Below are 24,605 nucleotides of genomic sequence, written 5' to 3'. Positions count from 1 at the left end.
TCTTTCATCTCAGTTTACGATGCCCAAATTCATAAGTATTTTTTCAAATGCTTCTACTTTATTCCCGCTCTGCCAGATTGTACCGCAAACAGCTACACCATCAAATCCATTTTCCAAGACTGAAGCTGCATTTGCCTCCGTAATTCCTCCTATACCAATTACTTTCGTTGACCTGTACTTTCCGAACTCAGCTTTCATTTCCTTTTCAGGGGTGTAGCCGGGTTTGGAAATGCTTTCAAAAACAGGCCCGAAGAATGCGTAGCGGAATACCTGATTCAAGCTCTGATACGCTTCCGGAGAATGCACGGAGGTGGAGTAAACCAGTCCTGAATCTTCCATAATCGAATAGTCGCTCGCTGTTAGTTTCCTCCGTTCTGCTTCTTTGAAATGGATTCTGTGAATTCCAAATTCTCCCGCCAAGAGATGATGCTGATGAAGCACTACCCGAGGGAGATATTCTTCTGAAATTGCTGTCAACAAATTTCTGATCTCTTCTTCTCCGGCGTCGGGCTTGCGCAAATGAAACAACTTCAATCCTGCGGCAAATAATTGGTTAATTGCCGCAGGTTCATTTTCTAGCATTTCAGCACTGGAGACTACTATCAGCATTAGGAATAAATTTCCCTTCCCTTTTCTTTAAATTCTTCTGACTTTTCAAACATTCCCGCTTCAGCGTCATTTCGAATTTCCTGACTGATTTTCATCGAGCAGAATTTCGGTCCGCACATCGAACAGAAGTGGGCGACTTTTGCGCCCTCAGCAGGAAGTGTTTCATCGTGAAATTCACGTGCTGTGTCCGGATCCAGCGATAAGTTGAACTGATCTTCCCATCTGAACTCGAAGCGGGCTTTACTCAACGCATTATCCCGGTATTGTGCTCCGGGATGCCCTTTTGCCAAATCCGCAGCGTGCGCAGCCAGCTTATAGGTGATCACTCCTGTTTTCACATCTTCTCTGTTTGGCAAGCCTAGATGTTCTTTTGGCGTGACGTAACATAGCATCGCAGTACCAAACCAACCAATCATCGCAGCACCGATTGCCGAAGTAATGTGATCGTAGCCCGGTGCAATATCCGTAGTCAAAGGCCCTAAGGTATAGAAAGGAGCCTCTTGACATTCTCTTAACTGCTTGTCCATGTTTTCCTTGATCATGTGCATAGGCACGTGTCCGGGACCTTCTATCATCACTTGCACGTCGTGTTTCCAAGCGATTTTTGTCAGTTCGCCCAATGTTTCCAGCTCGGCAAATTGTGCAGCATCGTTTGCATCGGCGATCGAGCCCGGACGGAGACCATCTCCAAGAGAGAAAGCCACATCGTATGCCTTCATGATTTCACAAATGTCCTCGAAATGCGTGTAAAGGAAATTCTCTTTGTGATGTGAAAGACACCATTTTGCCATAATAGAACCGCCACGGGAGACGATTCCCGTCATTCGCTTGGCTGTCAATGGAATGTATCTCAAAAGCACACCGGCATGGATGGTGAAATACGATACACCTTGCTCGGCTTGCTCGATCAACGTATCCCTGAAAATCTCCCATGTCAAATCTTCTGCTTTACCTTTTACTTTTTCGAGTGCCTGATAAATCGGAACAGTTCCTATCGGGACGGGTGAGTTGCGGATAATCCATTCTCTAGTCTCGTGAATATTATCCCCGGTAGACAAATCCATAATGGTATCTGCACCCCAACGGCAAGCCCACACTGCTTTCTCCACTTCTTCTTCAATGGATGAAGTCACGGCACTGTTACCGATATTTGCATTGATCTTCACCAAGAAATTACGTCCTATAATCATCGGCTCGCTTTCCGGGTGGTTGATGTTATTTGGGATAATGGCTCTTCCCGCTGCTATTTCATCGCGTACGAATTCAGGTGTGATGAGATTTTTAGGAGTATTCGCACCGAAACTTTCGCCTATATGCTGCGCACACATCGTATCGTATTCGCCGTTCCATTGCGCTTTCAAATCTTCTATCCGTTGATTTTCGCGAATGGCAATATATTCCATTTCAGGTGTGATAATTCCTTTTTTGGCATAGTGCAACTGTGACACATTTGCACCGTTTTTCGCCCGCAGAGGTTTTGCAATATGCTCAAAACGCAAATGATCCAACGAACTGTCGTTCAATCGTTCCTGTCCGTAATCTGAAGTTGAGGATTCCAGACGCTCCACATCCCCGCGGTCAAGAATCCACTGCTCTCGGATGCGCGGCAATCCTTTTTTGATATCTATTACAGCATTTTCATCCGTATAGGGTCCACTTGCGTCATATACAGTCACCGGCGGATTCTTCATTGTTCCTCCGCTGAACAACTTCGTAGGCGAGACCGCAATTTCACGCATCGCTACTTTGATATCGTGGATTTTTCCCGGTACATACACTTTTTTAGAGCCGCTTATAGGTCCTTTTGAAATACTGCCCTGCATGGGTGATTTGTCTTTTTTGCTCATAACTTACCCTCCTTGAGTTGCTTTGATGATCAATAAATTATCGTTTGCTTTTAAGTAGGTCTTTGCCCACTCTGTCTTGGGTACAATGGTTTCATTGATTGCCACAGCAATACCATTTTGTTTTTCGCCTATCTGACGAAAAACAAAGTCTGAAACCGATGTTTCTTCCTGTACCTCCTGAGTTTGATTGTTATATGTTATCTCCATCCTGTAAAAATTATATACTTCAGGGGAGACACAGCACGTGTATCACTTAGCTTTTTCCTTCGGCAGTACTAACTGCATCAGGTTCAAAGGGTATAATCTCAGTCCTTACTGTATTCAGTGAGGACACCCCTAAAGTTTTCCCAAGCTACAAATAAATTGTGAGAGTGGGAAGAAAGAAGGGATGTTTTGTAAATCCCCGTTCTGAATGCCCGCAATGATATCGTTATCTTTAATCCCCCGGTTTAGGGGCTTGACTGTAAGATTTTTTGAGTTGACTGTTTACCATTTTTCATCCTAACAGACTAAGGCATAGCAATCAAAATTCAAACGCTATGCAAAGACATACAAACTCCAAGATTTACGTACTCTGCCTCTGCCTGTTTTTTATGGTAGTCGAAGGTCAATCCCAAGTATTGAAGAAACTCAAAGACCAGGTGACAAACAAAGCCATTTCAGGTGACAATCAAAGTAACGAAGGGAATGGCTTAGGAGGGATTGACCTAGCAGGAATGATGGGACAAACCAAGGATTTTAAAGCTCCTTCTGAGTATAGCTTTGATTTCCAAGTGACCATGGAAATGAACATGGAAAAGGGCAAACCCATGACTCAGGTATGGAAGTACAATGTTCGGGACAGCTATTTCGGTATGGAGACAGCGGGCATGCTGATTATATACGATCTGGATAGTGATGTGATGGTGACTATTAATCCCAAAGACAAAACCTATTCGGCTATGTCCACCTCAATGATGGGGATGTTTGGTAGTGCCGCTGATGCACAGGAAGATGAAAGCATGCCGGAAATGATCAAGACTAACGAAACCAAAACTATTTTGGGTTACGCCGCAACGAAGTACATCATAGAAGATGAAAACCTGAAAGGTGAGTTTTGGATAGCTCCTGAAGTAAAGTTTGATCAGTCTGCCTTTGCCAAATCCCTAGGTTCTTATTCCAAAAATAAAGTCGCTATACCTGAGAAAATGCAGGGTTTTATGATGGAAATGACAGCTTTCGATAAGAAGGGTAAAATTTCTTCAAATATGAAAGTCATACAACTTGGCGAGATCGAGCAAGTGATTGACATGAGCCAATACAAAAATGGGATGGCCTTTTAAGTCGCTGAATCATGAAACTACTTGCAATCACATTCAATCTGCTGCTGATAGCGGCATCTATGTGCAGTACATCTACTGGGGAGAAAAGTCTCTTGGGTAACACTACCGGTTCCAAAAAGGTGAAAGGTTCCTGCCTGATGGACTATACAGGAGAAAATGAAGGGAAATTTTTCACCGAAGAATTAATCAAAGAATTGGCCAATGGGAATCCGATCAAACCGGATCATTATGAGTCAAGACATATGTATCGATATTCCTGGATGGAAGATGGTGTGGTCCATTTCATAGGATTTGATGAAATGGAGACGGCAGAGAAACTTCGACTCAAGCGAACAGATAAGAATAAGGATATTCCTAATCTGGTCGTGGATTTCACAAAGAATACATACCGGGACAAAACGCCTGAAGAAGCAGCCAGATTGAATAATCTAATCAATGAAGAGTTGGATAAGTCCAAAGAACCGAATGCCGGTGCGTCCTCCAATACAACCCTTCAAACTACTGTCATGGGTATGCAGCAAAATGCCTACATCCCATTGGATACAAAAGCAGACTATGCGGTTTACAACAAAAAAGGATTTGGTGTATTTGTAGTAGTGGGTGAGGTATTGCTTACGCTCAGCGCCCAAGTAGGTCCCTATGGATCTGTGGATGAGGGGAAAAGTATTGAACTGGCAAGAAAGCTGGCGGATAAAATGACTGAGATATGCGACTGATTATTTGGTTTGTGAGTCTCTTGCTTACTCGTCAAGAAGCAATGCTTCACCTCTCGATGGTCTCAAGTGTCAAACAATTCAGGCATATCGAGAAGGAAAATATCGCATATTTAAAAGTCGGAGACCAAATAGTATTTGACAATGTTCGGATGGAAAATGCAACCTTTTCTGTATATCCAAACCAGCTGATGTTTACCATAATGGACGATGAGGGCCAGCATGTTTCCCTGACATTTGCAGGGAGGGATATAGCACAGCGGAAGCCGGACACTTTGTCGTTCAATCAACCCGGCTTATTTCATGGATTCAGTGAAGCTGGGGATGTTTTTTTTATTGGATTTGGGAAGTTCGACTCGGATAGGGAGCCGGGGCAGGTCAAATACGACATGTCTTTTCCTCAAAATATTATGGAGGGCCAACTTCAAGTGATCATCTGGACTTCTGAAGAGTTTGTCTTTGAGTTCAATGGAAAACTCGGTAAGGAAAAGGAGGTAGATCAACCTGAGCTTTGGGTTCCCTTTTCCGGGAAGGTTTCTGCAAAGAATTACCTGCAGTTCGAGATGTGATTTTGCCCATCGATCACCGGAGGAGGAATGATATTTCTCTTCAAAATGATACTAAGAAAAGTGGTCAAGAATCCTGAAATCAAATTTTCACCAAGCTATAAAACATAAAAAAAATGAAAACATTTATCCGCATCATCGCTTTGGCATGGTTCACATTTATTTTGATCGAATCCCATGCCCAAACTGTCAAAGGAGCTATTACCGTTGGAAAAAGCTCTGAATTGAAACTGGAAACCAAATCCGACAATCTGATTGATATTTTTGTCGATTTCAGGAAGGATAGGTATCCCATCTTATTTGCCTTTCAGGGCGATGGGATCAAATCCAAAGAGGGTAGGGAGATTATCTTTTTTGAGTTTATCACCGAAGTGTACCATAATGGTAAACTGGTAGGGAAAACTTCCAGAAATCCCATGCCTTATATCCCCGGTGATATGATCATAGGAACAGAAGGTTTTGACTTTATCTCTATGCTAAGTTATAACGAGAAAAACCGGGCTACTATGAAAGAGACTCCTGGGAAACTTGCCCCCGGAAGCTATCAGGTTAAGCTGCTCGCCAGACCATTAGAAGCCAAAGGTCAAATCAAACCCGCCACTTTTTCATTCACTATTCAATAGAAATCTCATGAAAATAAAACTAATTAATCAGGCAATACTCCTTGCAGGTGTGTTACTCATCACATTTTCCTGTGGTGGCTCAAAAGAAGATCAAGCGCTTGAAAAAGTAGCCAAGGAGCTGGGTATGGACAAGGAGAAACTGAAATCCAAATCCTTCTATTCCTTCAAAATCTCCGGCGGTTCGCTGGACGGGCAAACGTTCACTACACCTGTGTATGCGCAGGGTGGCATCGATTCCAGATGGGACGAGAACAAGGAAATCAGTGCGTCCACAGTTAGCTTCATTGATCCGCCACAGGGCAACAGTACCTTTAGAATGATCTGGGAAGAGGATAAGATAGGTCCGCTTAAGCCCGAAGAAAATCCCTTTGGAAAGAATTCTTTTATAGAGCTGAAGGTGGAGAAAAACGATAAAAAATATGTTTTCTTGTCCGATAGCGGTTCTTACAAGATAATATCTAAAAAGGAAAAATCATGGGTGGATCAGATCACTAAAGAAGAGTATCCGATTTTAGATATAGAAGCTGAGTTTGAGGGGGATTTTACCGAAACTACCTCTGGTGAAAAAGTCAAGATCAAAGGTTGGGTAAAGGGGTTCGATCCAAGGTGATTTTCTTTTTGGCGGCTCTAATCTGCCTCACTGTCCATTTACAAATCAGGCTGTAACTCATGCGGCGTAGATGATATTCATCTTCTGCCTGGGAGGATTATGGTCTTTCTAAACTAATAATAACATGCAAAACTACATCAAAAAACTGCTACTAGGCGCTTTGGTGATTATGACCTTGGGCACTTTAGCGTCTGCACAGACTTTTCCTGCTCAGGCCACCGGGATATTTACTCTGGATATTGGGAATGAACTCAGAGTGCTTCAGACTCTTCCTTCGGCTGAAATTCAGGGGATTTTGGCTTCCCCGAAAAAGGAAAAACTAGCTGATTTCAAAGGCAATTATGATAAAAATACTGGGAAGTTTGAAGGAGAATTGACCTATTGTCAAGGTAAGAAAGAACCACTCCTGTTCTATTTTACCCGAAATAATGCGGATGTATTGGAGGTATATTTTGGCCTGGAAGGCAATGACCGAAAAGCCGCAGGGACAAGGAAAGGACGGACAAGACCCAGCTTGGCATTTAATTGTGCTGCGGGATCTGATCAGTCCCAATCAAATGAACCCTATATGGGAAAAGGAACCTGGACAGGTACTTGGAAAACTAATCTTGGGATGATCCGGCTAATCCAGATCAATGATGTAAAGACAGGAAAAACTTTTGTAAGTGGGGATTTTGAAAATACCGGGGTAATTCACCTGATCGGTTTTTCGGGTAATGAGGTGGAGGGTGAATTTATGTCCAGTACTAAGGGAGATGGCTATTTCAAAATTACACGAATCAGTGATGATAAGTTTGAAGGAACCTACCGATGGGGCAGGCAGACAGAATGGACGCCTTGGGGAGGGGAGCGCAAAGACACGAAACTTCCCCAACTCACATCCACCGGAGCTCAGCATTTCATCAATCGTTTGCTAGCTGGAGATTAAAGAGATTCAAATTCTATTAAAAAAACGAACATGATGAGAAAGTATATTTTAATACAGCTATTTCTGCTCTTTTGGGCAGGATGGGCGCAGGCGCAAAATTTCACTGGTGTATGGAATGCATCTATGGTGAATGACAAATCAAAAGTGGATCCTAATATCGAGTACCATTTGACCCAAAATGGAAATACGATCACAGGGGAAATTATTCATAAAAAGGAAAACATGAAGGCCACACTTACCGGTATCATGGCCAATAAGGAAGTCACGGGTACACTGAAATATGACAAAAACCAATGGGCTTCTTTGGATCAGAAGTTCAGGATTTTCATCAGAGCCAATGATAATGCCACTATGTTTATGCACGAGAGCACAAAGGGGGCACGCTACTATGGTGGGCCAATGTTCAAGAATCAGACCTTGACCAATCAGCAGGCAAGTAAAGCTCAGGCAGCTACCTCACTTCAAAAAGGTGCACTTGGTGTGGGAAGTGGTACGGTAGTGACGCAAGCAACGGGTACTCCAAAAGTAGGAGTTCAGATGGCAACCATCCCAAAAGTAAAGCCTAGACCAATGGCAGGGTTTTACGTGGTTAGAGGATTGGACGACCCCAAAGGGATCAAGCGTGACATATACTTCGAAATCAAGCAGTATCCAAACCAAGAACACAAGCATACTATTGAAGCCCGTGTAGTAGGAAACGACTATGGGATCACAGGAGATCCATATAAACGCTTCTTTGTGGGGGATGTAGAGGGGAACAGCGTGACCTTCCTTATAAATAATCTATATGAAAAGGGGAAAAAGCTGGTCAATGCAGAAGGATCTATAGTTGGAAACGATAATTCACTTTATATCAAATCCCCAACGGTTGGGTATAAGGTGGAGAAAACAAATAAAGGCATAGCCGAAAGAGAAGGTGTCAAATTGAGTCCGACGGTAAAGGTGAGGGTGGAGTATAAATTTATTTATCTGGCAGGTTCAACGTATTGGGATAAGTCTTTTCTCAACTATGTCCTAACCGATGAAGCCTCAATAGCTTTATATGGGACTGGAAGTATCCGTGCCTATAAAGAGACCTCATCCAATACCACAGAGCTTAAAGCTACCAATAATGCTCCGGCACGGGTTTTTGATATTCCCAAATCAAGAGCTTCGAGTAAACATAATCTTTCATATTATGACAAAATAAAAAACCGGTCTTGGGGAGGTATAAACTACCATTTTTTCGGTTTTTACAGTTTTGCTAAAGATGCAGATATGCCGAAATCAGGAGAGGGAGTTACAAGACCCGCTTTATTTCCTGTTGATCGATTTCTTGAATTTGAAGTAAATCGAGCTGCTTTGGAGGGCAAAACAGAACGTGTAGCTATAAATGGACAAGCACACCTTTCAAATGCGCTTCCTCTAGGTGATGCTAACTTCGGGAATATACATCGCAAAGTGTATCTTCATGAATTGAGAGACCAGACTAAACTGACAGATGATGAAAAAAAATTCAATAGAATTCTGGAAGGTCAAGGTCATCATAATGCCGGTGCTTTAGTCAGTCCTCCCTATTACTTTTTTGCAGTCAAAAGGGATCAGCAGTTTAAAACGCCTGCAGTAATGATTGCTTTTACCGTAGAAATTATTGAATAGGAAAGGGGGTAAATATGATTTATTGTCACCAAATAATCTGATCAATATGAAGTTTCTAGCTAAAATCATCATTCACTTAGTTGGAGTCGTGAGTTCAATTTCAGTCGGGTTTCCACAGGAAATAGACCTTGCCACATACGATAGCAAAGAAGGTGGGCTCTATTTTGATCAGGCTATTATTTACTCCTATTCAGATCATACAGGACAATCAGGCGAAATCTGGATCTATTACAGCACCTGCAGCAAGCGCTTTCTTTTTGACCAGGCTGCATGGGGCAGGGAAGACGAGATGATCGACTACGTCATCGCCCAGCCTGATGGCAGTTACCTGACCTTCGGCACTGAAGCCGAAGGGCCAGGCAACGGCAAGGTGGTCACGGTGGACTCGGTATATCTGGAGCCTAAGGACCAGCTTTCAGACATTCCTCCTAAGGATGAGTATATCGAGTTTATTGCCCTTCCTGAATCCAATGAGATAATAGCGGGTTTGGAAAGCAAGGCGTATAAGGTTAGGAGGTTAAAGGATTCCAACGGTTTGGAGACTATCCATCTTGCTACAGTGGACTATGATACGCGGCTCATCTATGCTTTTAATCAACAGGCGCAAGAACTTCGGTTGCCGGAAATCCTCAGTCAGGTTTTCGGTCTGGGGCATGATCAGCTGGTGACAAGGATTGAATCATCCTATACTGACTCTAAGGGGCAAATGTATTGGAGCAAATTGAAGCTGGAAACAGTTGACCCCACCACCTACTGGGGACCTATCAAAGATTACACCCTGAGAATAAGGAATACCCAAGGAGAACTGCAGACTTTACCTTTGACGGATTCCATAGAACTGGTTGGGGACTGCTACTAAGTAAGGATGCTCAGCGCATTGAGACTGTCTCATAGTCAGCTTTTCTTGTCAGGCTGAGTAATAAAAAATTAGAATTTACAAAAGAAGAGTAGTGACAGCAAGGTAATTAAGGGCAAATTAAGGTCATCCTGAGCACTTGAGAGGCGAGAGTCTCGAAATCGAAGGGTTCTCGTTCCTTCAGACTCCCGTCTTCCGGGTGCTCGAACTGACACAATACCTGCACTCAGATTAAATCCGTCATTGGTAGCAGCTTGCCTCGCCTTGGCGGGAAGTCGAAGCCTTTTATATGCTAATTAATCCCATTTCGACTTTCATGCCTTCGGCAGACTGGCTGCTCAATGTGACAATTATGAGCTATGAGACAGCCTCTTTTTTATGCGCAAATTTTAATGCCCGCGTTTACCTTTTTTTCTTTTTCCAGACTAACTAAAGACGGTCGAGTATGACCTTGTTTTAACTATCATTTATCCAATTACAAACAAATGAAAAAATTACTAATTGTTTTTGTGATTACACTAATCGCAGGAATAGACCAAGTTTCTGCCCAGGATTCCAAACGGATCGGTGGGCAACTGATCTACGGAACCAACATCAATTCATTGGGTGTCGGGGCTATTGCCGAATTTCCAATTGCTGAGAAAATGATAATCTCACCCAGCTTTTCATTTTATTTTCCCAAAGACGAAACGATTGTGAAAACCAGTGCCTTTGAAATCAATGGGAATTTGAATTATATGCTGCTTCAGGAAGGTGCGATACATTTGTACGGACTTGGAGGGCTGAATTATACCCAGATGAAAGTGAAAACGGACCTGTCCATCATTGGGGGCACTTCAGATTTTTCAGTCAGTGAAGGAAGGATTGGTCTGAACTTAGGTGCAGGTGTAAATTTTGATCTGGGCAAAAACTTACTTCCTTTCGCCGAAATAAAGTATGTGCTCAGTGATTTCGACCGATTGGTATTGGCAGGTGGGATAAAATTCAACTTTTGAGGTATGAGACTACTGTATTTCTTTATTTCAGCTTTGCTGATTGGAGGTCTTAGTTCTTGCGGAAGCGGTCCTGAAGTGCTTCAAGAGCATACGTACCATGTGAATTTGTCAAATGGAGAGTCTTATTCAGGTACCATCCCCAATGAAGAACTTATGGCTCAGTACATTGATATTCCAGGGGAACCTACATACAGGATGATTACCTTTAATATTATGGATGGGGATTTTGAAATGCTGGTCCAAGTAATGATGCATGGCAATACAGTATTGCCAATCCGGGATCCTGAATCAGAAGAGGCAGATGGTGGATTTATCATAATTACACCTCCGGGAACGGATGTTTTTTCACGGTTTGGAAGTATTTCGGGGAGTATTTCTGCAAGTGGTCTTAATTATCAGGAAACTCCCGGCGTTGGAGCTTCCACCGGATTGGCTATGGGGGAATTCAAGTTTACCTGTCAGTTTCAAAGAGCCGGGGATTTTGGTAGTGATAACAATAAGATATCAGGAACCGGTGAAATATCTATTAAGAGATACTTCTAAAATAAACTTTGATTAAACAGGCTGGGTTCTCTATCGATAACCCGGCTCTGAATATTTTGGTTGTTGAATTTCTGTTGAAATGATTTTTAAATAAAATCTCCATTTTCAATGGTGGCATTTTTTTTCGCCTCCTCCGCTCCGTATTCTTGGAACAGCTGTAATATATTGGTACGCTTCTTTGGAATACATGAAATCTGTAACGGGATTTTATGCCAATTCTATCCACTCGATAATGGGGCGCTTTGTGGATTCCGGCTTGATGTGAGGGTTTCATTCGGGAGCCCCACATATGTACTGACCTCTCTTGTTTTTTTTAATCCTTTACCGATTTAAATTGGGATAAAATAATTAACAAATAAATGAAGGACATAAAACCAACAACGATTGAAGAATACATAGATGCCGCACCCCGGGAATTTCAAGGAATCATGTACGAACTTGCGGAAATTATAAAAAACACAATTCCAAAGGCTGAAGGCGGGATAAGCTGGAATGTCCCCATATATAACTATCACGGAATACTTGCGGGGTTTGATGTAGCTAAGAAGCACGTGAGTTTCGGTATTGATGCTTTGGATGATGAAGTACGTGAAATACTTAAGAAAAAAGGATATAAAACAGGTAAGAAAACTATTCAGATTAAGCCGGACCAAAAAGTCCCCAAGTCTGAATTAATACGACTGATTAAAGAACAGGCCAAGCTAAATGAAGTTAGACGAAAATAGGATTTCTCGACAAAAAGAAAATTTGCGAAGCAACTTTAACTTTCCAATTAAGGTTTAGCACAGGTATCTTCCGAGTGTCTCAAACTAACAGGCAATATCAAACCAAGCTGTAAAAACAAGTGAGCATAACTGAAAAATACCTAGCTGAATTCAAAGAAACGGTACTGGGGTATTCTCCGATTTCCGATGAGTCATTTTCTTTGTTTGAAGCTATTATAAGCTTTCGAACGTTGAATAAAGATGAGATACTTCTCAATATCGGCGATGTCGCTAAGCATATTTATTTTATTTGTGAAGGTGCGATAATAGCTTTTTTCACGGATAGTGAAGGGAATACATACAATAAGAATATTTTTTTGGAAAAGCAGTTTGCCGGATCCACCGTTTCGGCACTGTTAAAGATTCCTTCTGAATTCACCTTACAAGCAATAGAAAATACCACCCTTATAAGTGTTGATTACTACCGATACAAAGAACTTATTTCCCAAAATGATGAGGTCAAAAATTTTTACATTTCCTACCTCGAAAAGAATTGGGTAATCGATAAAGAACAACGGGAAATATCCTTGGTAATGGAAAATGCCACAACGCGGTATTTAAAGTTTTTGGATAAGTATCCGAACATAGACACAAGAATTCCCTTGCAGCACATCGCATCGCATTTGGGAATTACCCCTACACAACTGAGTAGAATCCGGAAAGATTTAAAGTAAATCTGATTATCCTCAGCGAGTTTGATTTGCCTTATTTTTTGCAAAGAGGCAGAACAAAAGCGCTGTTCGAATTGATCAGATTAGTTTGAGTTCATCTCACTGTTGGAATAAATCGGATATAAAAAATGTGATTATTGCAATGATGCCAGACTCCTTAGTGCCTTGGCTTATTAGGCAGGAAGACGGGAGACCGAAGTGGCCTCAATGCTATTATTGACCAAATCCTATAATGCTTTAGTCTCTTTACTGGCAGAAAAGCGGATATACATGTAAAAAAAAACATCCCTCTCAACATATGTAAAGCGTGTGCCGGATTCTTTGAAATAATTTTACCATATGAAATCGAGCCTGCCTGAGTCAGACATGCATGATCCTGTACCTACGGGAACACACAGGGGGATGATCCAGACATACACCGCATCAGCAGATTTGCTTGTTGTTAGGGCGCGTTGGGGTGACGCAGCACGAGGGTGCGGCTGGTCTGAGGGCGGAAGATTGCTGGCGTCTTGGCCTTTTGGTTCTTTTGGGCCAAGCCAAAAGAACAAAGAAATCTAGCTTGCCAGTGGCAGACAGGCCTGCCTACCGCAGGCTTGATCCCGTACCTACGGGATCATACAGAATGTTATTTAATAACCCATTCAAACCCACTCAACTATTTCTATAAAAGTAAAAAATAGTTTAAAAACACATGAAATCGAGCATGATCCTGTACCTACGGGAACACACACACTGGGATGATTATAATGCATGCGAGATTCTCCCGAATCAAGTTCGGGACAGGCTATGTGGCCATTGAAAAACAAATTATAATCACATGAATCAATCCTTATTATCCATAATAGCTTTCATAGGCGGAGTTTGCTTGGCTATACAGGCAGGTTTTAACACCCAATTGGGCGTGCTGGTCAAAAAGCCCATTCTTGCTTCCATTTCGACATCAATCAGCGGAGTTCTATTTGCTTTCGTCTTTGTGATGCTCTTTTCGAAAGATATACCCAATATCCAAACAGCAAAGCAGGTTCCTTGGTATCTGTGGTTTACCGGAGGCTTGTTTAGTATAATAGGAATTACCCTGTACTATTTTACAATCCCCAAGCTGGGCATCTCTAAAATGATATCTATGGGATTGTGCGGGCAGCTGGTGTTTTCTGTAGTAGCGGGACATTTCGGCTGGCTGGATTTACCGCTCGAACCCATCACATTGAAAAAGATGATTGGGGTATCCGCAATGATTTTAGGAATAGCTTTCATCAACTCAAACTAGCATATAATGAATAATACTGTCAAAGAGAAAAACATCAGCAACCTGATTTCCCTGTGGGAAACTGTAGGGAACTCATTTCAAAAGCAATTTTCTCAAAACACTATAAACTACTGTCAAGTCAGCGGTTCTGAATGGCCCAACCGGGTATGGTTTACTGCAGGAGTAACGGAGGAAACGTTGGAGACAGCAGCCGAAATTATTTGGAGCTCATCGATTCCCCTGACCCTGAGCCATTGGAGCGATTTTGAAAACGAACTTCATCCTATTTTCGAGCAATTTCGCTTTGGCAAGAAGTCTGAGCAAATCGGAATGTCTCTTAAGCTTCACGGGAAGTATACCCACTCAGATCGTATAACTCTGCAAAGAGTGACAGAAGAAAGTCAGGCGACTAGCTGGAGTGCATTATATCCAAGAAGTTTCGGATACCAAATCTCCCCGGAAATTCTCAATAAGACCAACCATTTAATCTCCTATTACCTTGTTCGCTTCAATGATCAGATAATCGGAACAGTGATCGCACACAAAACAGAAAATGTATTGGGTGTACACGGATTGGGAATTATTCCTGAGTTCAGGAAGCAAGGTTTGGCAGAAGAAGTAATGGCGCATTTAATCAATAATGCTATTGATGACCACGTTGAATTTGTGACGCTTCAATCTTCTGCAATGGGAAAAGGCATTTATCAAAAAATGGGTTTTTCGGAAGATTTTCTAATGACAAATTATGGACTGCTAACCACCCCATAAACAATAAAGGGATTTTGGACCAGGATGAAAAAAACCGGTTAATTCCATGACAGTCCCAAAATTCCTTTCATAAGGTAGAGCTAGAAAAGATGTATAATGGGTCTTGTCATCTCATTATATATTTCTGCTAACTTCTATAAGTTTACTCAGTTTTACTCAATCCACTTCGGTGGATTGTTTTTTTATAATCTCCCGGAGATTTGGTGAAAGACTCCCGGCTGTTCTTTCCTCTCACACTTCCTTGCCCCAAGTTGCCTTTGATAGAGAGAATCCCAAAACCTCTACTGCGTTGGTATCCAAACATCTTTTTGATTCTAATAATATATTTATGCAATAAAGTTGCATCAAACAATATCGGGTTTAATTTTGCGCAACAGTATTGCATAAATAATTTCTAAATGCGTTGGGGCTTTACCCTTGTTTGTACCTTATTCCTTTTACATTCCCTGACAGCCCAGACTCTTGAAGGCTATGTAATTGATGAAAACCAACTTCCCCTTCCGGGGGCTTTGATTCAGCTTGAGCCAATCGGGAGAAGCCTAATCAGCGATAGTAGAGGGAGTTTTGGTCCCGTCGAAGTTCCTGAGTCCACCGCCGTACGTATAAAGGTTTCTTTCTTGGGATATGCACCTGTGGATACCCTGATTAATGTAAGTGCTGACCGGTATATCCTAAAATTGGGGCTTCAGAGAAGCAGTTTGGAATTGGGCGAAGTAACGGTTACGGGTAAGGAAAACCAAGCAGGGCTGGGAACAAGCACGGAAATCAACCGGCAGGCCATAGCGCATGTCCAACCCAACAGTCTCAGGGATGTGCTCCAGTTGCTGCCCGGGCAACTTGCCATCAATCCCAGCGTCAATTCACCCCAACAAATCCTGATCCGTCAGGCTCCTTCTACCTCTGCAGGAAGTACATTGGCACAACTTGGGACCTCATTGGTGATGGATGGCAGTCCCATATCCAATGATGCCAATCTTCAATACAATGTAAACATACTGAACTCTTCACCCGGATCCCGACCTCCTTTTCAATCAGTTTCCGGACAGGGGACTGATCTAAGACAGATTCCTGCAGACCAGATTGAGCGGGTGGAAGTGATCCGGGGAGTGGCTTCAGCCAGACATGGAAATGCTACTTCGGGAACCATATTGGTAGAAACCCGAATAGGAGCATTTTCCCCTCAGCTGCGTGTCCGTGCCAATCCCAATTCATTCCAAGTCAGTGGAGGAGTTGGGTTGTCTGTTCGGCCTGAAAAACAAGCAGTCAGTTTGGATCTTGATTTTATTGATTCCAAGCCTGATCCCAGGGATATTCTAAACGGGTACTCTCGAATCACGGCTACACTTGGGCATGAGCTGACCGGTTTGTTTGGGGCAAAGCTGACTTGGAGAAGCCGTCTGGGACTAAGCAGTAATCTGGCTGTAAGTAGGGAGGACGAAGGAAATGACCCTGCCGCGAGAGCTTGGAGAGCACAGGATCGGGCTATCAGAATTAACAACCGCCTGACTTATTATTCAGATTCCAAATGGCTCGAAAAAGTTGAGGCTACCATTTCTCTCAATCTGAACCGGCAGGATGCGTTCTTTCAAGAATTTATCACAACCAACGTTGGGCCACGGCCGATTTTTCTGAAAGACAGCACAGGATCTGTTCCTTTTGGAACGGCACGATATCTGAATGAAACAACCGTAGCAGGAAGAGCTGTCAACTATTACCATAGACTGGAGTCCAGTGCAAATTGGAGACTATTCGGTGAGTCTCACAGAGTGCTGCTGGGTACAGAATGGAGATATGATGCTAACCGTGGCCCCGGAAGAACTTTTGACTTAACCCGGCCTCCACGTCAGAATTATTCTGCAGGAGACCGTCCCAGAAGCTTTAGTGATATTCCTGGGCTCAATCAACTGTCGTGGTATGGGGAAGACCGGTTTTCCTCCCGGTTAATGGGCAAGCCGCTGTTTTGGCAGATTGGTGTACGTGCGGATCATTATTTTCTCTCTGGGGCATCCCCCATGTCTTTGGGGACCCATATCCAACCACGGCTGAATGCTTCTTGGGCGCTGATCCCGCAAAAACTATCTCTTAAAGCAGGATATGGAGTTCTGTCTAAAGTCCCCTCCTTGATTTACCTCAGCCCGGGACCACGATTTATAGACTTGATCAATTTCAACTATTATGCACCTGTGCCTGAAGAGCGGCTGCTGATCGTCACCACCAATAAAATTGATTTGCCTGATGGGGGCGTAAGGCCTTACAAAAGTCCCAAAGCCGAGTTAGGGGTTGATGGGAAGTTATTTGGCTCCAGTTTTAGCCTTACAGCTTTTCGCGAAACTGTTAAAAACGGTCCAGGCTATGTAAGGGAACATTATCTCGCCCGACGTGCTGAATTTGAAGTTCTTGAATACCCCACAGGATCTCCTCCTATACTGAGTGGATCACCGGTGTCCTATGATACACTGTTTCTGGCTTATGATAGGCCTGTCAATAATCAAAATCTTGTCAATACAGGCCTGGAATACACGGTGGATTTTCCGGAGATCAAACGCATAAATACACAACTTAACCTTACAGGAGCCTACATCAAAACCCTTTCTACTTCTTCGGGAAATGTGGTAGATCCCGGATTCATATACAGATATACGGATAGCCCCAATATACCTATCTACGCAGGAGGAGTGGGGGTGTCTTCTGCCCAATGGAATACCTCACTCCGGTTTATTCACAGGGTACCGGCGGCAAGACTAGTAATCTCTTGCCTGGTTCAGGCTATCTGGATCCAAATGGACAGCCCGGTAGGTTATACCGAACTTCCTGTGGGGCTTATTGACAGAAGGGGGATACAAACTTCTTTGTCTATGGATGAGGCTGTTCTTCCTGAATACGACAATTATCGAAGGGAAATTGCTGAAAATCAGCTGCTAACAGAGCGCATGCCTCCGCTTACCCTTATTAATTTGAGACTCAACAAGGAATTCGGTGAGGGAAGGGGTTTTGCATTCTATGTAAACAATCTGACCAATCACAGGCCGCTATATCGGAGTGTCCGATCGGATACTTATTCACAACGAAACCTTAGCCTATTCTTCGGAGCTGAACTATTCTATCAATTATAATCAACAATAACTATGAACATGTTTAAATCAAAATTGACCGGTCTACTTGGGGTGTTTTTCTTCCTGTGTTTGCTTGGCTGCGACCGGGATGATGAACCGCGGTTAAGAGCCTTCTCTGCCGAATTTTCCACATTGTTTCCTGAGGATTTCGAAGTTGGTCAGGCGGCAGGCGTAACTGTACGGCTGAAGAACCTGGCCTCCGGTTCCCAGCAGGAGAAAGTAACTGATGCTGAGGGTAAAGTTGTTTTCGAAGAATTAATACCGGGTAGCTACGAACTCAGTGCGAGTATGACTCTCAGTGAGGAGCAGGCTATGGCGCTGACGGGAATTCCTGCCGGGATCAACCTGAACTATTTGGATAATAGCCTTGCTCTCTCAGAGGAATTAGCCTCCAAAGGACCGATTTCGGTTCAGCTGTCAGGTTCTGTTACCGGTGGATTGGTGATCAAGCAGGTTTACTATTCCGGTTCCAAAACGCCTGAAGGTGGAAATTACTTCTTTGATCAGTTTTTCGAGATCTATAACAACTCCAGTGAACCTATTGCACTGGACGGTCTCATGCTTTCCAATGTGTATGGGGTTTCCGGACAGATCAATCCCGATCAGGCGCCATCTCCTTTTCAGGATGACAAAGATCATGTCTACATCTCTACAGCCTGGAGGATTCCGGGAGCCGGGCAGGATAATATTCTTCAGCCATTTACAGGAGTGATCATTGCCCAGCAAGGAATCAATCACCAAGCTGAAGAGGCTAATCCCGGCAGTCCTGTCGATCTGAGCAATGCGGATTTCGAACTGTTTGTAGTAGGCTCGACCAGAGATGTAGATGCTCCGAATGTACCCAATATGGAGATGGTTTATCACCCCTTCAACGCAACGTTTTCGCTGGTGCCGGTTTTTGGACCGGGCACGATTATCTGGAGAACGGATGATTTTAGCAGCTTGGAACAAGTAGCTATTCCTGACACTTCCCCGACTTTCCCCCAAGTGGTGAAGGTTCCCAATTCTCTGGTATTGGATGCTGTGGAAACTCTGAGAAGTGAGGCAGATGGAGCTTATAAGCGTATCGCCGCCAGTTTGGATGCAGGGTTTGCTTATGTGTCCAATACCTACACAGGCGAATCTGTAATCAGGAAATCTGCCTCCGTGGATGGGAATACAGTGTATCAGGACACCAATAACAGTCAGCTGGACTTTGAATTGTCAGCGACTCCTGTATTGCCATAATTCTTGTCAATGATTCCCAAAAGAGTACAATGGTTTCTAGGATTTCTTTTTTGCCCGCTGGTTTCCGGCGGGCAAAATTTCCCTATTGACCGGATTTTCTATCAAAATCTTCCCTTTGTGGCCCAGCTTCATGAGTATTCCTATTTGCTTCAAAAAGGACAACCTACTTTCTATGAGGCGGGATTGGGTTATACTTCCCGTTTAGGAATACGGGAACAGCCTTTTGATACACATCACCTAAGTCAGGCGTATTTTCAATCCGCTTCTGTAATGGAATTGGGCTCTTGGATGATGGCCGGGAATTTTAATTATCATAAAACACTTCGTTCCAAACGCCCATACTTACTTCAAACGGCTGACTGGGGAGTTGTGCCCTATCGGCTCATGGACAAAGATATACAGCCTTGGTCAGGAGATGAGGTAAGCTTTCAAGTAGGATTCTCCAGCCCTGAATATGGCTCCGAAAAGCGTTGGCAGACTGTGGGTAATTTAGCTTATGAAGTCGGTACCCATACTAGGAATGCTGAGCCCAGACCATTGGCTAGGACAAACAGATACATCATAGGATTGGGACAGAACTTTCGCACAGGAGCCTATACTTCAGTAAGTGCAGGAATACAGTTGCTATCCGCCAAGGAAGAGAATCATATCGGAAGCTATGCGGTGCAGGATGCGGAAATCTACCAGGGAAGAGGGTGGGGGACATTTATGCGGAATATTTACCAGTCTTTTCAGAGAACGCAGAGCTTGCAGGGAACGAATGTTTCTTTTGCCATGCAGTATAGGAAAGTAGCTGTACATGCATTCACCGAAATGAAGTTTAAAACCAAATCCTATGAGGCGAGGGATGGGGTTGCATTTCCTCTAAATGGCGGGGCGGCACGTATGAAAGGGCTTAGATGGACAGGCGGGCTAGATTTTAGCTTAAATGGGATTGGGCAAATTGAGTCTTTGCTCTCAATTGATTCGGAACGGCTTAGCGGTAATGATCCCGTTTTCAATGCGATCAATGTGGAAGGAGACTTTCGAAAGGTGAGTTGGGTCAATATTGCCAACCTCGGCGCTGGCAAGGATTGGCAGGCAGAGTTTCAACTGCAGTACCGTACCGATAATTCTGAGGATTTGGCAGCGAGGGAACAGGTCTCCATCTCTGTATTCAGTCTTAAGGCTTCTGTCCTGAAGCGCTTTGGTTTAGGTAAGTCACTGTTTTACATCAACCCGTCTGTAGAAACATGGAATGCGAAATCTGACTTGGTTTATGATTCATCCAAAGAGATATCCCACCTGCTTCTTGGTCCACAACAAGCTTTTTATTCCCGATCATTTCTCGAACCGGGACTTGGGGCCAAATGGATGGTGCCACTAAGTGATGAAAATAAGCTACTTGTAGGATCCCGCTATTCGCATCGCCTTTCCCGAAGTTATCCACTTCATGAATTCTCATTTTTCACCCAATTACTCTTTTAATCCACATGAAATCGAGCATGACTCAAAAGTCACACACTGGGATGATTATTAGCCATGCGAGATTCTCCCGTCCGCCGCGGCGGACGGGACAGGCTATCTGACCATTAAAAATCAAAATATAAACAGATGAAAACCCTATTCTCAACCCTATTAATCATGTTTTCTCTTACTATCGGGACACATGGACAATCATCACGTACACTGCATCTTGCTGATTCTTTGGCTAAGGAAATCCTTGAAAATGAGGGGATCTATACAGTAATGGGAGGACTCAAGCCGATCAGTACGATTCTTCATTTTCAGTTTGAGATTGATTCAGTCTCTCGGGATTATCTGAATGAAGATGAGGTTAACCGGCAGTTGAATGATCTCTATGTCGCCCTTTCATTACTTGAAAAAGCTCCTGTCGGTTTTGTTGTCATTCCTTTTCGGGAGATCTACGGGAACCAACGTTCATTTGAAGTATTGATTTATCACAGAGAATCGGTGAAAGCAAAAATTAAAGACCATGCTCCTTTTTTCCTTAAAAGGGGGATTTTACCTGAAACGCCCGTTTCACAGGTTTTGAGCCAAACGGAATTTGATTTTACCTCTTCGCGGTGGAGGGCTTATGGATATTTCTTTGGATATCCGGATCATGCGGTGGACTTCTTTGTAAAGGCATCGGAGCATGAGAAGGAAACCAAAGAATTTGTAAAACGGGAATTTCTGCAGATTCCGGTAAGCAGCAGGGAGGAGGGGAGTTTTGTCTATGCTGTTCCGCAAGGGTATCAACTTCAGGAAGAAGATATTCTTCTGAGGGAGCAGGCTGAGGAACTTCTTGCGATCTATAAACTGCGAAAATCCAATCTGATGGCTATGGACCTGCAATATCCATTTCTGGAACTCTTCTGGGATATCAGTAAAAAACAGGCGGTATATAGAAGTTTAATCTTTGCTGATGCCCTACCCTAAGCTTTAACTAAGGACTGTTTTATGGGTTCAAGCATCACTGTAAACGCTATTAAGCTACTCACAATATCATTTTATTATTAACGCAAAAATCTTTACAAACAATTCAAACATGCAAAATCTATCCATTAAACTAAAGCCGAATTCAATCGCAGGCATGCCATTTCTATTGATATGTCTATTCATCGTCTCACTGTTCTCATGTAAGGATGATGAAGTAGATCCTGTTCAGGTAGTACCCACACTGGATAAAGTAGAGGTAGGACTGAATAATAATGAGATGGGGGTCATAGGACGCGATTTCCATTTCAATGCCGAAGTACTTGCCGGAGACAGAATAGAAACGGTGCAGATAAGAATCCTGCAGCGAAGTGAGGAGACTTATTCCGAAACGTGGAGCCATGAAGTGGTCTGGGAGGAGTATAGGGGAGTCAAAAATGCAACTATTCACAAACACTTCGATATTCCTGCCGATGCTGTGGAAGGGACTTATGATTTTCTGATCATTGTCACCGACCAAAATGGGACTATATTGGAAGACAAACGTGCCATTACTATTTACACTCCTGAGAATCTACCTCTCGATCTTGGATTTAACTTCGGTGTTGAAGTAGTAGATGCAAATTTCAAGTCAATAAAAACGTTGTATGCATTAAGCACTATTTATGAGGATTTTGAACCCTATAAATCTGATGAAGCCATCAATAAGAATGAGTTTCTAGCGCCTATTGCGGGTATTGCATCCATAAAAGGTGATGGGAAAATGTATTGTCTGTTGATAGACAAAAAGCATAACCACAGACCCGAAACGATTTCTGACATAGATTTCTCAAAAGTAATTGTTGCCGATGTGTGGGAGCACGAAGATCTTGTCCAATCGGAATACGGTTCAAATATGTATGATTTTTCAACAAAGCCATTAACTATAATCCACCCAATGATTGAAATCGGAGCTGCTTCGGACAATAATACACCCGCAGTACAACCAATAACCGGTCAAAAAGCCTGGGCTTCCGGAAACTACTATGTAGGCTTTATCTACGAGAACAGTACTTATAACATGAGTTTGTTCCATTATGGAGATGTTTCAATCAAAATGGATTAAAAAAAGGAATTCGAATATCTCTTGTGGTGCATTTATTTAGGGCTTGCTGAAAAACCGTTCACATCAAAAATGGGTTAATCAATCAATATGATAACCTTTGATCTATTACCGGCGTTTCTCAGTATGCCCTATTTATGCGCTTGTTTTCAGGGTAGATCTCTAATTTCCCATGCTGGATTTTATTCAGTTTTTTGGGATAAACGGTAAAATCGAGGATTTGAATCTTTGGTACACTTCCTAATACCAACATGTTTCATCCATCCTTTTTTAAATTTAGAAAGGAGTAATTCAATAACTTTAGTCTGTCCAAGTAGGTGGTTTTGTAAATCTCCTTTGCATAGTCACTAAGAAAACTTCGCCGTATCATTGATTCTACTTCTGGTTTATGATCTGCTAACTCATTTAGTATTCGTCGAACTCTCGATTCTAATAAACCGATCTTTACTCCAAATTCAAAGAAATCATCATAAGCATGAAAACCATTGGCCTCATTACTTTTTGTGTAATAGTCATTGTCAAACAAACCATCTTTGAGAGCTAATTCAGGATCTTTGACATGAATCCTTGTATTCACTAAATCATAGGCAGGGCTAAGATGGTAGTCGCCCTGTGGTGTTTCTAATAAGCTAAAATTCTTTAGGTGCGCATCTCCATTTGAGAAGAGGAAATTGAATGTCACGAGCCTGAAAAATTCCTCAAGTGGGACAGGGTAGGCGGCAACATATTTTTTGATCAAGGAAGTTATCCCTTCGTAACTGTAGTTGTATTTAAATTCATTACCATCGGTTTCTTTTGTTTTGCCTGCAAGAGTAGCAAAGTCTTCCTCCCCCAATTTTTTTGATGTCGCTGAATCAATATCAAATCGCTTAGTGATATATGCCGGTTCTCCATTTTCTAAAAATATCATGGCATTCTCATCGACCTTTAGCTTAAATATCTGCTTAGCGATCTGCATGGTCAGGTGTTCATTCGCCGGAACTTGATCAATTTTATCCAGATCCCGGGGAATAGGTTTAAGTATGTAAGTCCCCTGTTCTCCTTCCGAGGTTAGTCGAATTTGGCCTTTGTCCCACAGTACGGATAGCTTTTTGATCTGGTATTCAAATCAATTTCACAGTATAGTGTGATTTTTGACTATTTATGAAGCTTGACTCCCTATTCGATTATATTTTCACATTATAATGTGGTTTTTATAGCTTGTATAGTTGGTTGGAAATTATTCTCGCTGGAAGGACATGTTTTTTAATATTTCAAAACAAAAAAAAATATCACAATAAATTGGTGACTCATTTGTGATTAATGCAATAAAAAAAAAAATCCCTGTAAACCAGTGGTAAACAGGGATTTGTGATTCAATCAGCAGAGGAAGAGGGATGTGAACCTTGGTTGTATTCGTCTAATTATCAGTTACTTACAATTATAAATTTTCAAGAACTACACGATTTACGCAAGGTTTGTTACATACTGATTTACAGTATGTTATAATAAATCCTCTTTACTTACGCCTGTATTATTTCTATTATTTGAATGAACTTTATTCCAAGTTAAATCTACAAAAAATAGCAAGATATTTAAGAATAGATATGAGATTGTTGGTTCTAAAATAATAAGCGAGGCATTAAACTAAAATCATTGATTTACTAAAAATATAGTTTTTGTTAAATCCTTTTAGTCAGGCATGAACTTTCTTCTCTTGGGCTCGTTGGGGAAGTGCAAAGAGTCCCATTTATTTTCAGGGATTTGTTAACGGGATTTTTTGCAAAGAATGAACACCTGCTATGATTTATGTAGGTGATGCTTCTGACGTCCGAGGAAAACATCGAAATGCTTTTAATCATTCAAGAGGCCTTTAAGTTACTTCTTCGGGCCACATTCTTCACAAACCTTATTAAAATCTGTGACAGTATTCGTTTGAACAATATTTTCAATTATTGTCAAATTTTTGGTAAATAATCGGAAATTTTCCGATTATTGTGCGATATTGTGACAATAATATGGAGTTTGAAGATCTTTTATTTAGATACCAAGAGGAACCACTAACGA

General features: G+C 42.4%; 25 protein-coding genes and 1 riboswitch. Of the genes, 20 read left to right on the top strand and 5 right to left on the bottom strand.

Annotated elements, in window-relative coordinates; translation table 11 throughout:
• Nucleotides 1–9 precede the first annotated feature (9 nt).
• The 3 genes from J2X69_RS06225 to thiS are packed head-to-tail and all read right to left on the bottom strand — an operon-like array spanning nt 10 to nt 2,663.
• The gene (locus J2X69_RS06225) at nt 10–609 is read right to left on the bottom strand and encodes a thiamine phosphate synthase (protein ID WP_310100188.1); all 600 of its coding nucleotides are present in this window, start codon (nt 607–609) and stop codon (nt 10–12) included.
• The gene (gene thiC / locus J2X69_RS06220; RefSeq protein WP_310100186.1) at nt 609–2,456 is read right to left on the bottom strand and encodes a phosphomethylpyrimidine synthase ThiC; all 1,848 of its coding nucleotides are present in this window, start codon (nt 2,454–2,456) and stop codon (nt 609–611) included. Before thiC ends, J2X69_RS06225 begins: the two co-directional genes overlap by 1 nt.
• Before the next feature lie 3 nt (nt 2,457–2,459).
• Complete coding sequence (thiS, locus tag J2X69_RS06215) at nt 2,460–2,663, bottom strand: sulfur carrier protein ThiS (RefSeq protein WP_192085910.1); 204 nt, start codon at nt 2,661–2,663, stop codon at nt 2,460–2,462.
• 37 nt (nt 2,664–2,700) lie between these two features.
• A riboswitch (TPP riboswitch) is annotated at nt 2,701–2,804 on the bottom strand.
• Between the two features lie 191 nt (nt 2,805–2,995).
• Between thiS and J2X69_RS06210 the strand changes: the two genes are divergently transcribed.
• The 15 genes from J2X69_RS06210 to J2X69_RS06140 all read left to right on the top strand — a co-directional run bounded on the left by J2X69_RS06210 (nt 2,996) and on the right by J2X69_RS06140 (nt 14,699).
• Nucleotides 2,996–3,778 (top strand): DUF4412 domain-containing protein, encoded by a 783-nt coding sequence (locus J2X69_RS06210; protein WP_310100179.1) that lies wholly within the window; start codon nt 2,996–2,998, stop codon nt 3,776–3,778.
• 11 nt (nt 3,779–3,789) lie between these two features.
• Nucleotides 3,790–4,494 (top strand): hypothetical protein, encoded by a 705-nt coding sequence (locus tag J2X69_RS06205; protein WP_310100176.1) that lies wholly within the window; start codon nt 3,790–3,792, stop codon nt 4,492–4,494.
• Nucleotides 4,485–5,060 (top strand): hypothetical protein, encoded by a 576-nt coding sequence (locus J2X69_RS06200; RefSeq protein ID WP_310100174.1) that lies wholly within the window; start codon nt 4,485–4,487, stop codon nt 5,058–5,060. Before J2X69_RS06205 ends, J2X69_RS06200 begins: the two co-directional genes overlap by 10 nt.
• Before the next feature lie 113 nt (nt 5,061–5,173).
• Nucleotides 5,174–5,680, top strand: a complete 507-nt coding sequence (locus tag J2X69_RS06195; protein ID WP_310100171.1) for a hypothetical protein — start codon at nt 5,174–5,176, stop codon at nt 5,678–5,680.
• A gap of 7 nt (nt 5,681–5,687) precedes the next feature.
• Complete coding sequence (locus J2X69_RS06190; RefSeq protein ID WP_310100168.1) at nt 5,688–6,290, top strand: hypothetical protein; 603 nt, start codon at nt 5,688–5,690, stop codon at nt 6,288–6,290.
• A gap of 124 nt (nt 6,291–6,414) precedes the next feature.
• Nucleotides 6,415–7,218 carry a hypothetical protein gene (locus J2X69_RS06185; RefSeq protein WP_310100165.1) on the top strand — a complete coding sequence of 268 codons (804 nt, stop codon included), beginning with the start codon at nt 6,415–6,417 and terminating at the stop codon, nt 7,216–7,218.
• A 30-nt stretch (nt 7,219–7,248) separates the two neighbouring features.
• Nucleotides 7,249–8,856 (top strand): hypothetical protein, encoded by a 1,608-nt coding sequence (locus J2X69_RS06180; RefSeq protein ID WP_310100162.1) that lies wholly within the window; start codon nt 7,249–7,251, stop codon nt 8,854–8,856.
• Nucleotides 8,857–8,902: 46 nt separating this feature from the next.
• On the top strand, nt 8,903–9,715 hold the full coding sequence (locus J2X69_RS06175) for a hypothetical protein (protein ID WP_310100157.1): 813 nt from the start codon (nt 8,903–8,905) through the stop codon (nt 9,713–9,715).
• Between the two features lie 482 nt (nt 9,716–10,197).
• Nucleotides 10,198–10,707 carry an outer membrane beta-barrel protein gene (locus J2X69_RS06170; protein ID WP_310100154.1) on the top strand — a complete coding sequence of 170 codons (510 nt, stop codon included), beginning with the start codon at nt 10,198–10,200 and terminating at the stop codon, nt 10,705–10,707.
• A 3-nt stretch (nt 10,708–10,710) separates the two neighbouring features.
• The gene (locus J2X69_RS06165) at nt 10,711–11,250 is read left to right on the top strand and encodes a hypothetical protein (protein ID WP_310100150.1); all 540 of its coding nucleotides are present in this window, start codon (nt 10,711–10,713) and stop codon (nt 11,248–11,250) included.
• A 359-nt stretch (nt 11,251–11,609) separates the two neighbouring features.
• On the top strand, nt 11,610–11,975 hold the full coding sequence (locus tag J2X69_RS06160) for a DUF1801 domain-containing protein (RefSeq protein ID WP_310100147.1): 366 nt from the start codon (nt 11,610–11,612) through the stop codon (nt 11,973–11,975).
• A 119-nt stretch (nt 11,976–12,094) separates the two neighbouring features.
• The gene (locus tag J2X69_RS06155; protein WP_310100144.1) at nt 12,095–12,688 is read left to right on the top strand and encodes a Crp/Fnr family transcriptional regulator; all 594 of its coding nucleotides are present in this window, start codon (nt 12,095–12,097) and stop codon (nt 12,686–12,688) included.
• Nucleotides 12,689–13,024: 336 nt separating this feature from the next.
• Complete coding sequence (locus tag J2X69_RS06150; RefSeq protein WP_310100141.1) at nt 13,025–13,243, top strand: hypothetical protein; 219 nt, start codon at nt 13,025–13,027, stop codon at nt 13,241–13,243.
• Between the two features lie 259 nt (nt 13,244–13,502).
• A complete protein-coding gene (locus J2X69_RS06145; RefSeq protein WP_310100138.1) occupies nt 13,503–13,952 on the top strand; it encodes a DMT family transporter in 450 nt (149 codons plus the stop codon).
• Nucleotides 13,953–13,958: 6 nt separating this feature from the next.
• Nucleotides 13,959–14,699, top strand: a complete 741-nt coding sequence (locus J2X69_RS06140) for a GNAT family N-acetyltransferase (protein ID WP_310100135.1) — start codon at nt 13,959–13,961, stop codon at nt 14,697–14,699.
• Between the two features lie 142 nt (nt 14,700–14,841).
• On the opposite strand, the gene J2X69_RS06135 is transcribed toward J2X69_RS06140, so the two are convergent.
• Nucleotides 14,842–15,003 carry a hypothetical protein gene (locus tag J2X69_RS06135; protein ID WP_310100132.1) on the bottom strand — a complete coding sequence of 54 codons (162 nt, stop codon included), beginning with the start codon at nt 15,001–15,003 and terminating at the stop codon, nt 14,842–14,844.
• 94 nt (nt 15,004–15,097) lie between these two features.
• Here J2X69_RS06135 and J2X69_RS06130 point away from each other — a divergent pair, with 94 nt between their 5' ends.
• From J2X69_RS06130 to J2X69_RS06110, 5 genes are all read left to right on the top strand, one after another.
• Nucleotides 15,098–17,812: a TonB-dependent receptor plug domain-containing protein gene (locus J2X69_RS06130; protein WP_310100129.1), complete on the top strand. Its 2,715-nt coding sequence runs from the start codon at nt 15,098–15,100 to the stop codon at nt 17,810–17,812.
• A gap of 18 nt (nt 17,813–17,830) precedes the next feature.
• Nucleotides 17,831–19,039 carry a DUF4876 domain-containing protein gene (locus J2X69_RS06125; RefSeq protein WP_310100126.1) on the top strand — a complete coding sequence of 403 codons (1,209 nt, stop codon included), beginning with the start codon at nt 17,831–17,833 and terminating at the stop codon, nt 19,037–19,039.
• A 9-nt stretch (nt 19,040–19,048) separates the two neighbouring features.
• Nucleotides 19,049–20,506, top strand: a complete 1,458-nt coding sequence (locus J2X69_RS06120; RefSeq protein ID WP_310100123.1) for a DUF6850 family outer membrane beta-barrel protein — start codon at nt 19,049–19,051, stop codon at nt 20,504–20,506.
• 126 nt (nt 20,507–20,632) lie between these two features.
• Nucleotides 20,633–21,460 (top strand): hypothetical protein, encoded by an 828-nt coding sequence (locus tag J2X69_RS06115; RefSeq protein ID WP_310100120.1) that lies wholly within the window; start codon nt 20,633–20,635, stop codon nt 21,458–21,460.
• A gap of 109 nt (nt 21,461–21,569) precedes the next feature.
• A complete protein-coding gene (locus J2X69_RS06110) occupies nt 21,570–22,562 on the top strand; it encodes a DUF4625 domain-containing protein (protein ID WP_310100117.1) in 993 nt (330 codons plus the stop codon).
• A 253-nt stretch (nt 22,563–22,815) separates the two neighbouring features.
• On the opposite strand, the gene J2X69_RS06105 is transcribed toward J2X69_RS06110, so the two are convergent.
• Nucleotides 22,816–23,637, bottom strand: a complete 822-nt coding sequence (locus J2X69_RS06105; protein WP_310101022.1) for a HipA domain-containing protein — start codon at nt 23,635–23,637, stop codon at nt 22,816–22,818.
• Nucleotides 23,638–24,605 lie beyond the last annotated feature (968 nt).

The organism is Algoriphagus sp. 4150 (genome assembly GCF_031457395.1).
In the GTDB taxonomy this organism is placed as follows: Bacteria; Bacteroidota; Bacteroidia; order Cytophagales; family Cyclobacteriaceae; genus Algoriphagus.
Note: the sequence above shows the minus strand (reverse complement) of the source record. Positions and strands in the feature narration are given on the sequence as shown.

What these genes read in the sequence shown, in the direction of transcription:
- J2X69_RS06225 (WP_310100188.1), bottom strand. Translation starts at nt 609, where the DNA reads ATGCTGATAGTAGTCTCCAGTGCTGAAATGCTAGAAAATGAACCTGCG.
- thiC (WP_310100186.1), bottom strand. Translation starts at nt 2,456, where the DNA reads ATGAGCAAAAAAGACAAATCACCCATGCAGGGCAGTATTTCAAAAGGA.
- thiS (WP_192085910.1), bottom strand. Translation starts at nt 2,663, where the DNA reads ATGGAGATAACATATAACAATCAAACTCAGGAGGTACAGGAAGAAACA.
- J2X69_RS06210 (WP_310100179.1), top strand. Translation starts at nt 2,996, where the DNA reads ATGCAAAGACATACAAACTCCAAGATTTACGTACTCTGCCTCTGCCTG.
- J2X69_RS06205 (WP_310100176.1), top strand. Translation starts at nt 3,790, where the DNA reads ATGAAACTACTTGCAATCACATTCAATCTGCTGCTGATAGCGGCATCT.
- J2X69_RS06200 (WP_310100174.1), top strand. Translation starts at nt 4,485, where the DNA reads ATGCGACTGATTATTTGGTTTGTGAGTCTCTTGCTTACTCGTCAAGAA.
- J2X69_RS06195 (WP_310100171.1), top strand. Translation starts at nt 5,174, where the DNA reads ATGAAAACATTTATCCGCATCATCGCTTTGGCATGGTTCACATTTATT.
- J2X69_RS06190 (WP_310100168.1), top strand. Translation starts at nt 5,688, where the DNA reads ATGAAAATAAAACTAATTAATCAGGCAATACTCCTTGCAGGTGTGTTA.
- J2X69_RS06185 (WP_310100165.1), top strand. Translation starts at nt 6,415, where the DNA reads ATGCAAAACTACATCAAAAAACTGCTACTAGGCGCTTTGGTGATTATG.
- J2X69_RS06180 (WP_310100162.1), top strand. Translation starts at nt 7,249, where the DNA reads ATGATGAGAAAGTATATTTTAATACAGCTATTTCTGCTCTTTTGGGCA.
- J2X69_RS06175 (WP_310100157.1), top strand. Translation starts at nt 8,903, where the DNA reads ATGAAGTTTCTAGCTAAAATCATCATTCACTTAGTTGGAGTCGTGAGT.
- J2X69_RS06170 (WP_310100154.1), top strand. Translation starts at nt 10,198, where the DNA reads ATGAAAAAATTACTAATTGTTTTTGTGATTACACTAATCGCAGGAATA.
- J2X69_RS06165 (WP_310100150.1), top strand. Translation starts at nt 10,711, where the DNA reads ATGAGACTACTGTATTTCTTTATTTCAGCTTTGCTGATTGGAGGTCTT.
- J2X69_RS06160 (WP_310100147.1), top strand. Translation starts at nt 11,610, where the DNA reads ATGAAGGACATAAAACCAACAACGATTGAAGAATACATAGATGCCGCA.
- J2X69_RS06150 (WP_310100141.1), top strand. Translation starts at nt 13,025, where the DNA reads ATGAAATCGAGCCTGCCTGAGTCAGACATGCATGATCCTGTACCTACG.
- J2X69_RS06145 (WP_310100138.1), top strand. Translation starts at nt 13,503, where the DNA reads ATGAATCAATCCTTATTATCCATAATAGCTTTCATAGGCGGAGTTTGC.
- J2X69_RS06140 (WP_310100135.1), top strand. Translation starts at nt 13,959, where the DNA reads ATGAATAATACTGTCAAAGAGAAAAACATCAGCAACCTGATTTCCCTG.
- J2X69_RS06135 (WP_310100132.1), bottom strand. Translation starts at nt 15,003, where the DNA reads ATGTTTGGATACCAACGCAGTAGAGGTTTTGGGATTCTCTCTATCAAA.
- J2X69_RS06130 (WP_310100129.1), top strand. Translation starts at nt 15,098, where the DNA reads ATGCGTTGGGGCTTTACCCTTGTTTGTACCTTATTCCTTTTACATTCC.
- J2X69_RS06125 (WP_310100126.1), top strand. Translation starts at nt 17,831, where the DNA reads ATGTTTAAATCAAAATTGACCGGTCTACTTGGGGTGTTTTTCTTCCTG.
- J2X69_RS06120 (WP_310100123.1), top strand. Translation starts at nt 19,049, where the DNA reads ATGATTCCCAAAAGAGTACAATGGTTTCTAGGATTTCTTTTTTGCCCG.
- J2X69_RS06115 (WP_310100120.1), top strand. Translation starts at nt 20,633, where the DNA reads ATGAAAACCCTATTCTCAACCCTATTAATCATGTTTTCTCTTACTATC.
- J2X69_RS06110 (WP_310100117.1), top strand. Translation starts at nt 21,570, where the DNA reads ATGCAAAATCTATCCATTAAACTAAAGCCGAATTCAATCGCAGGCATG.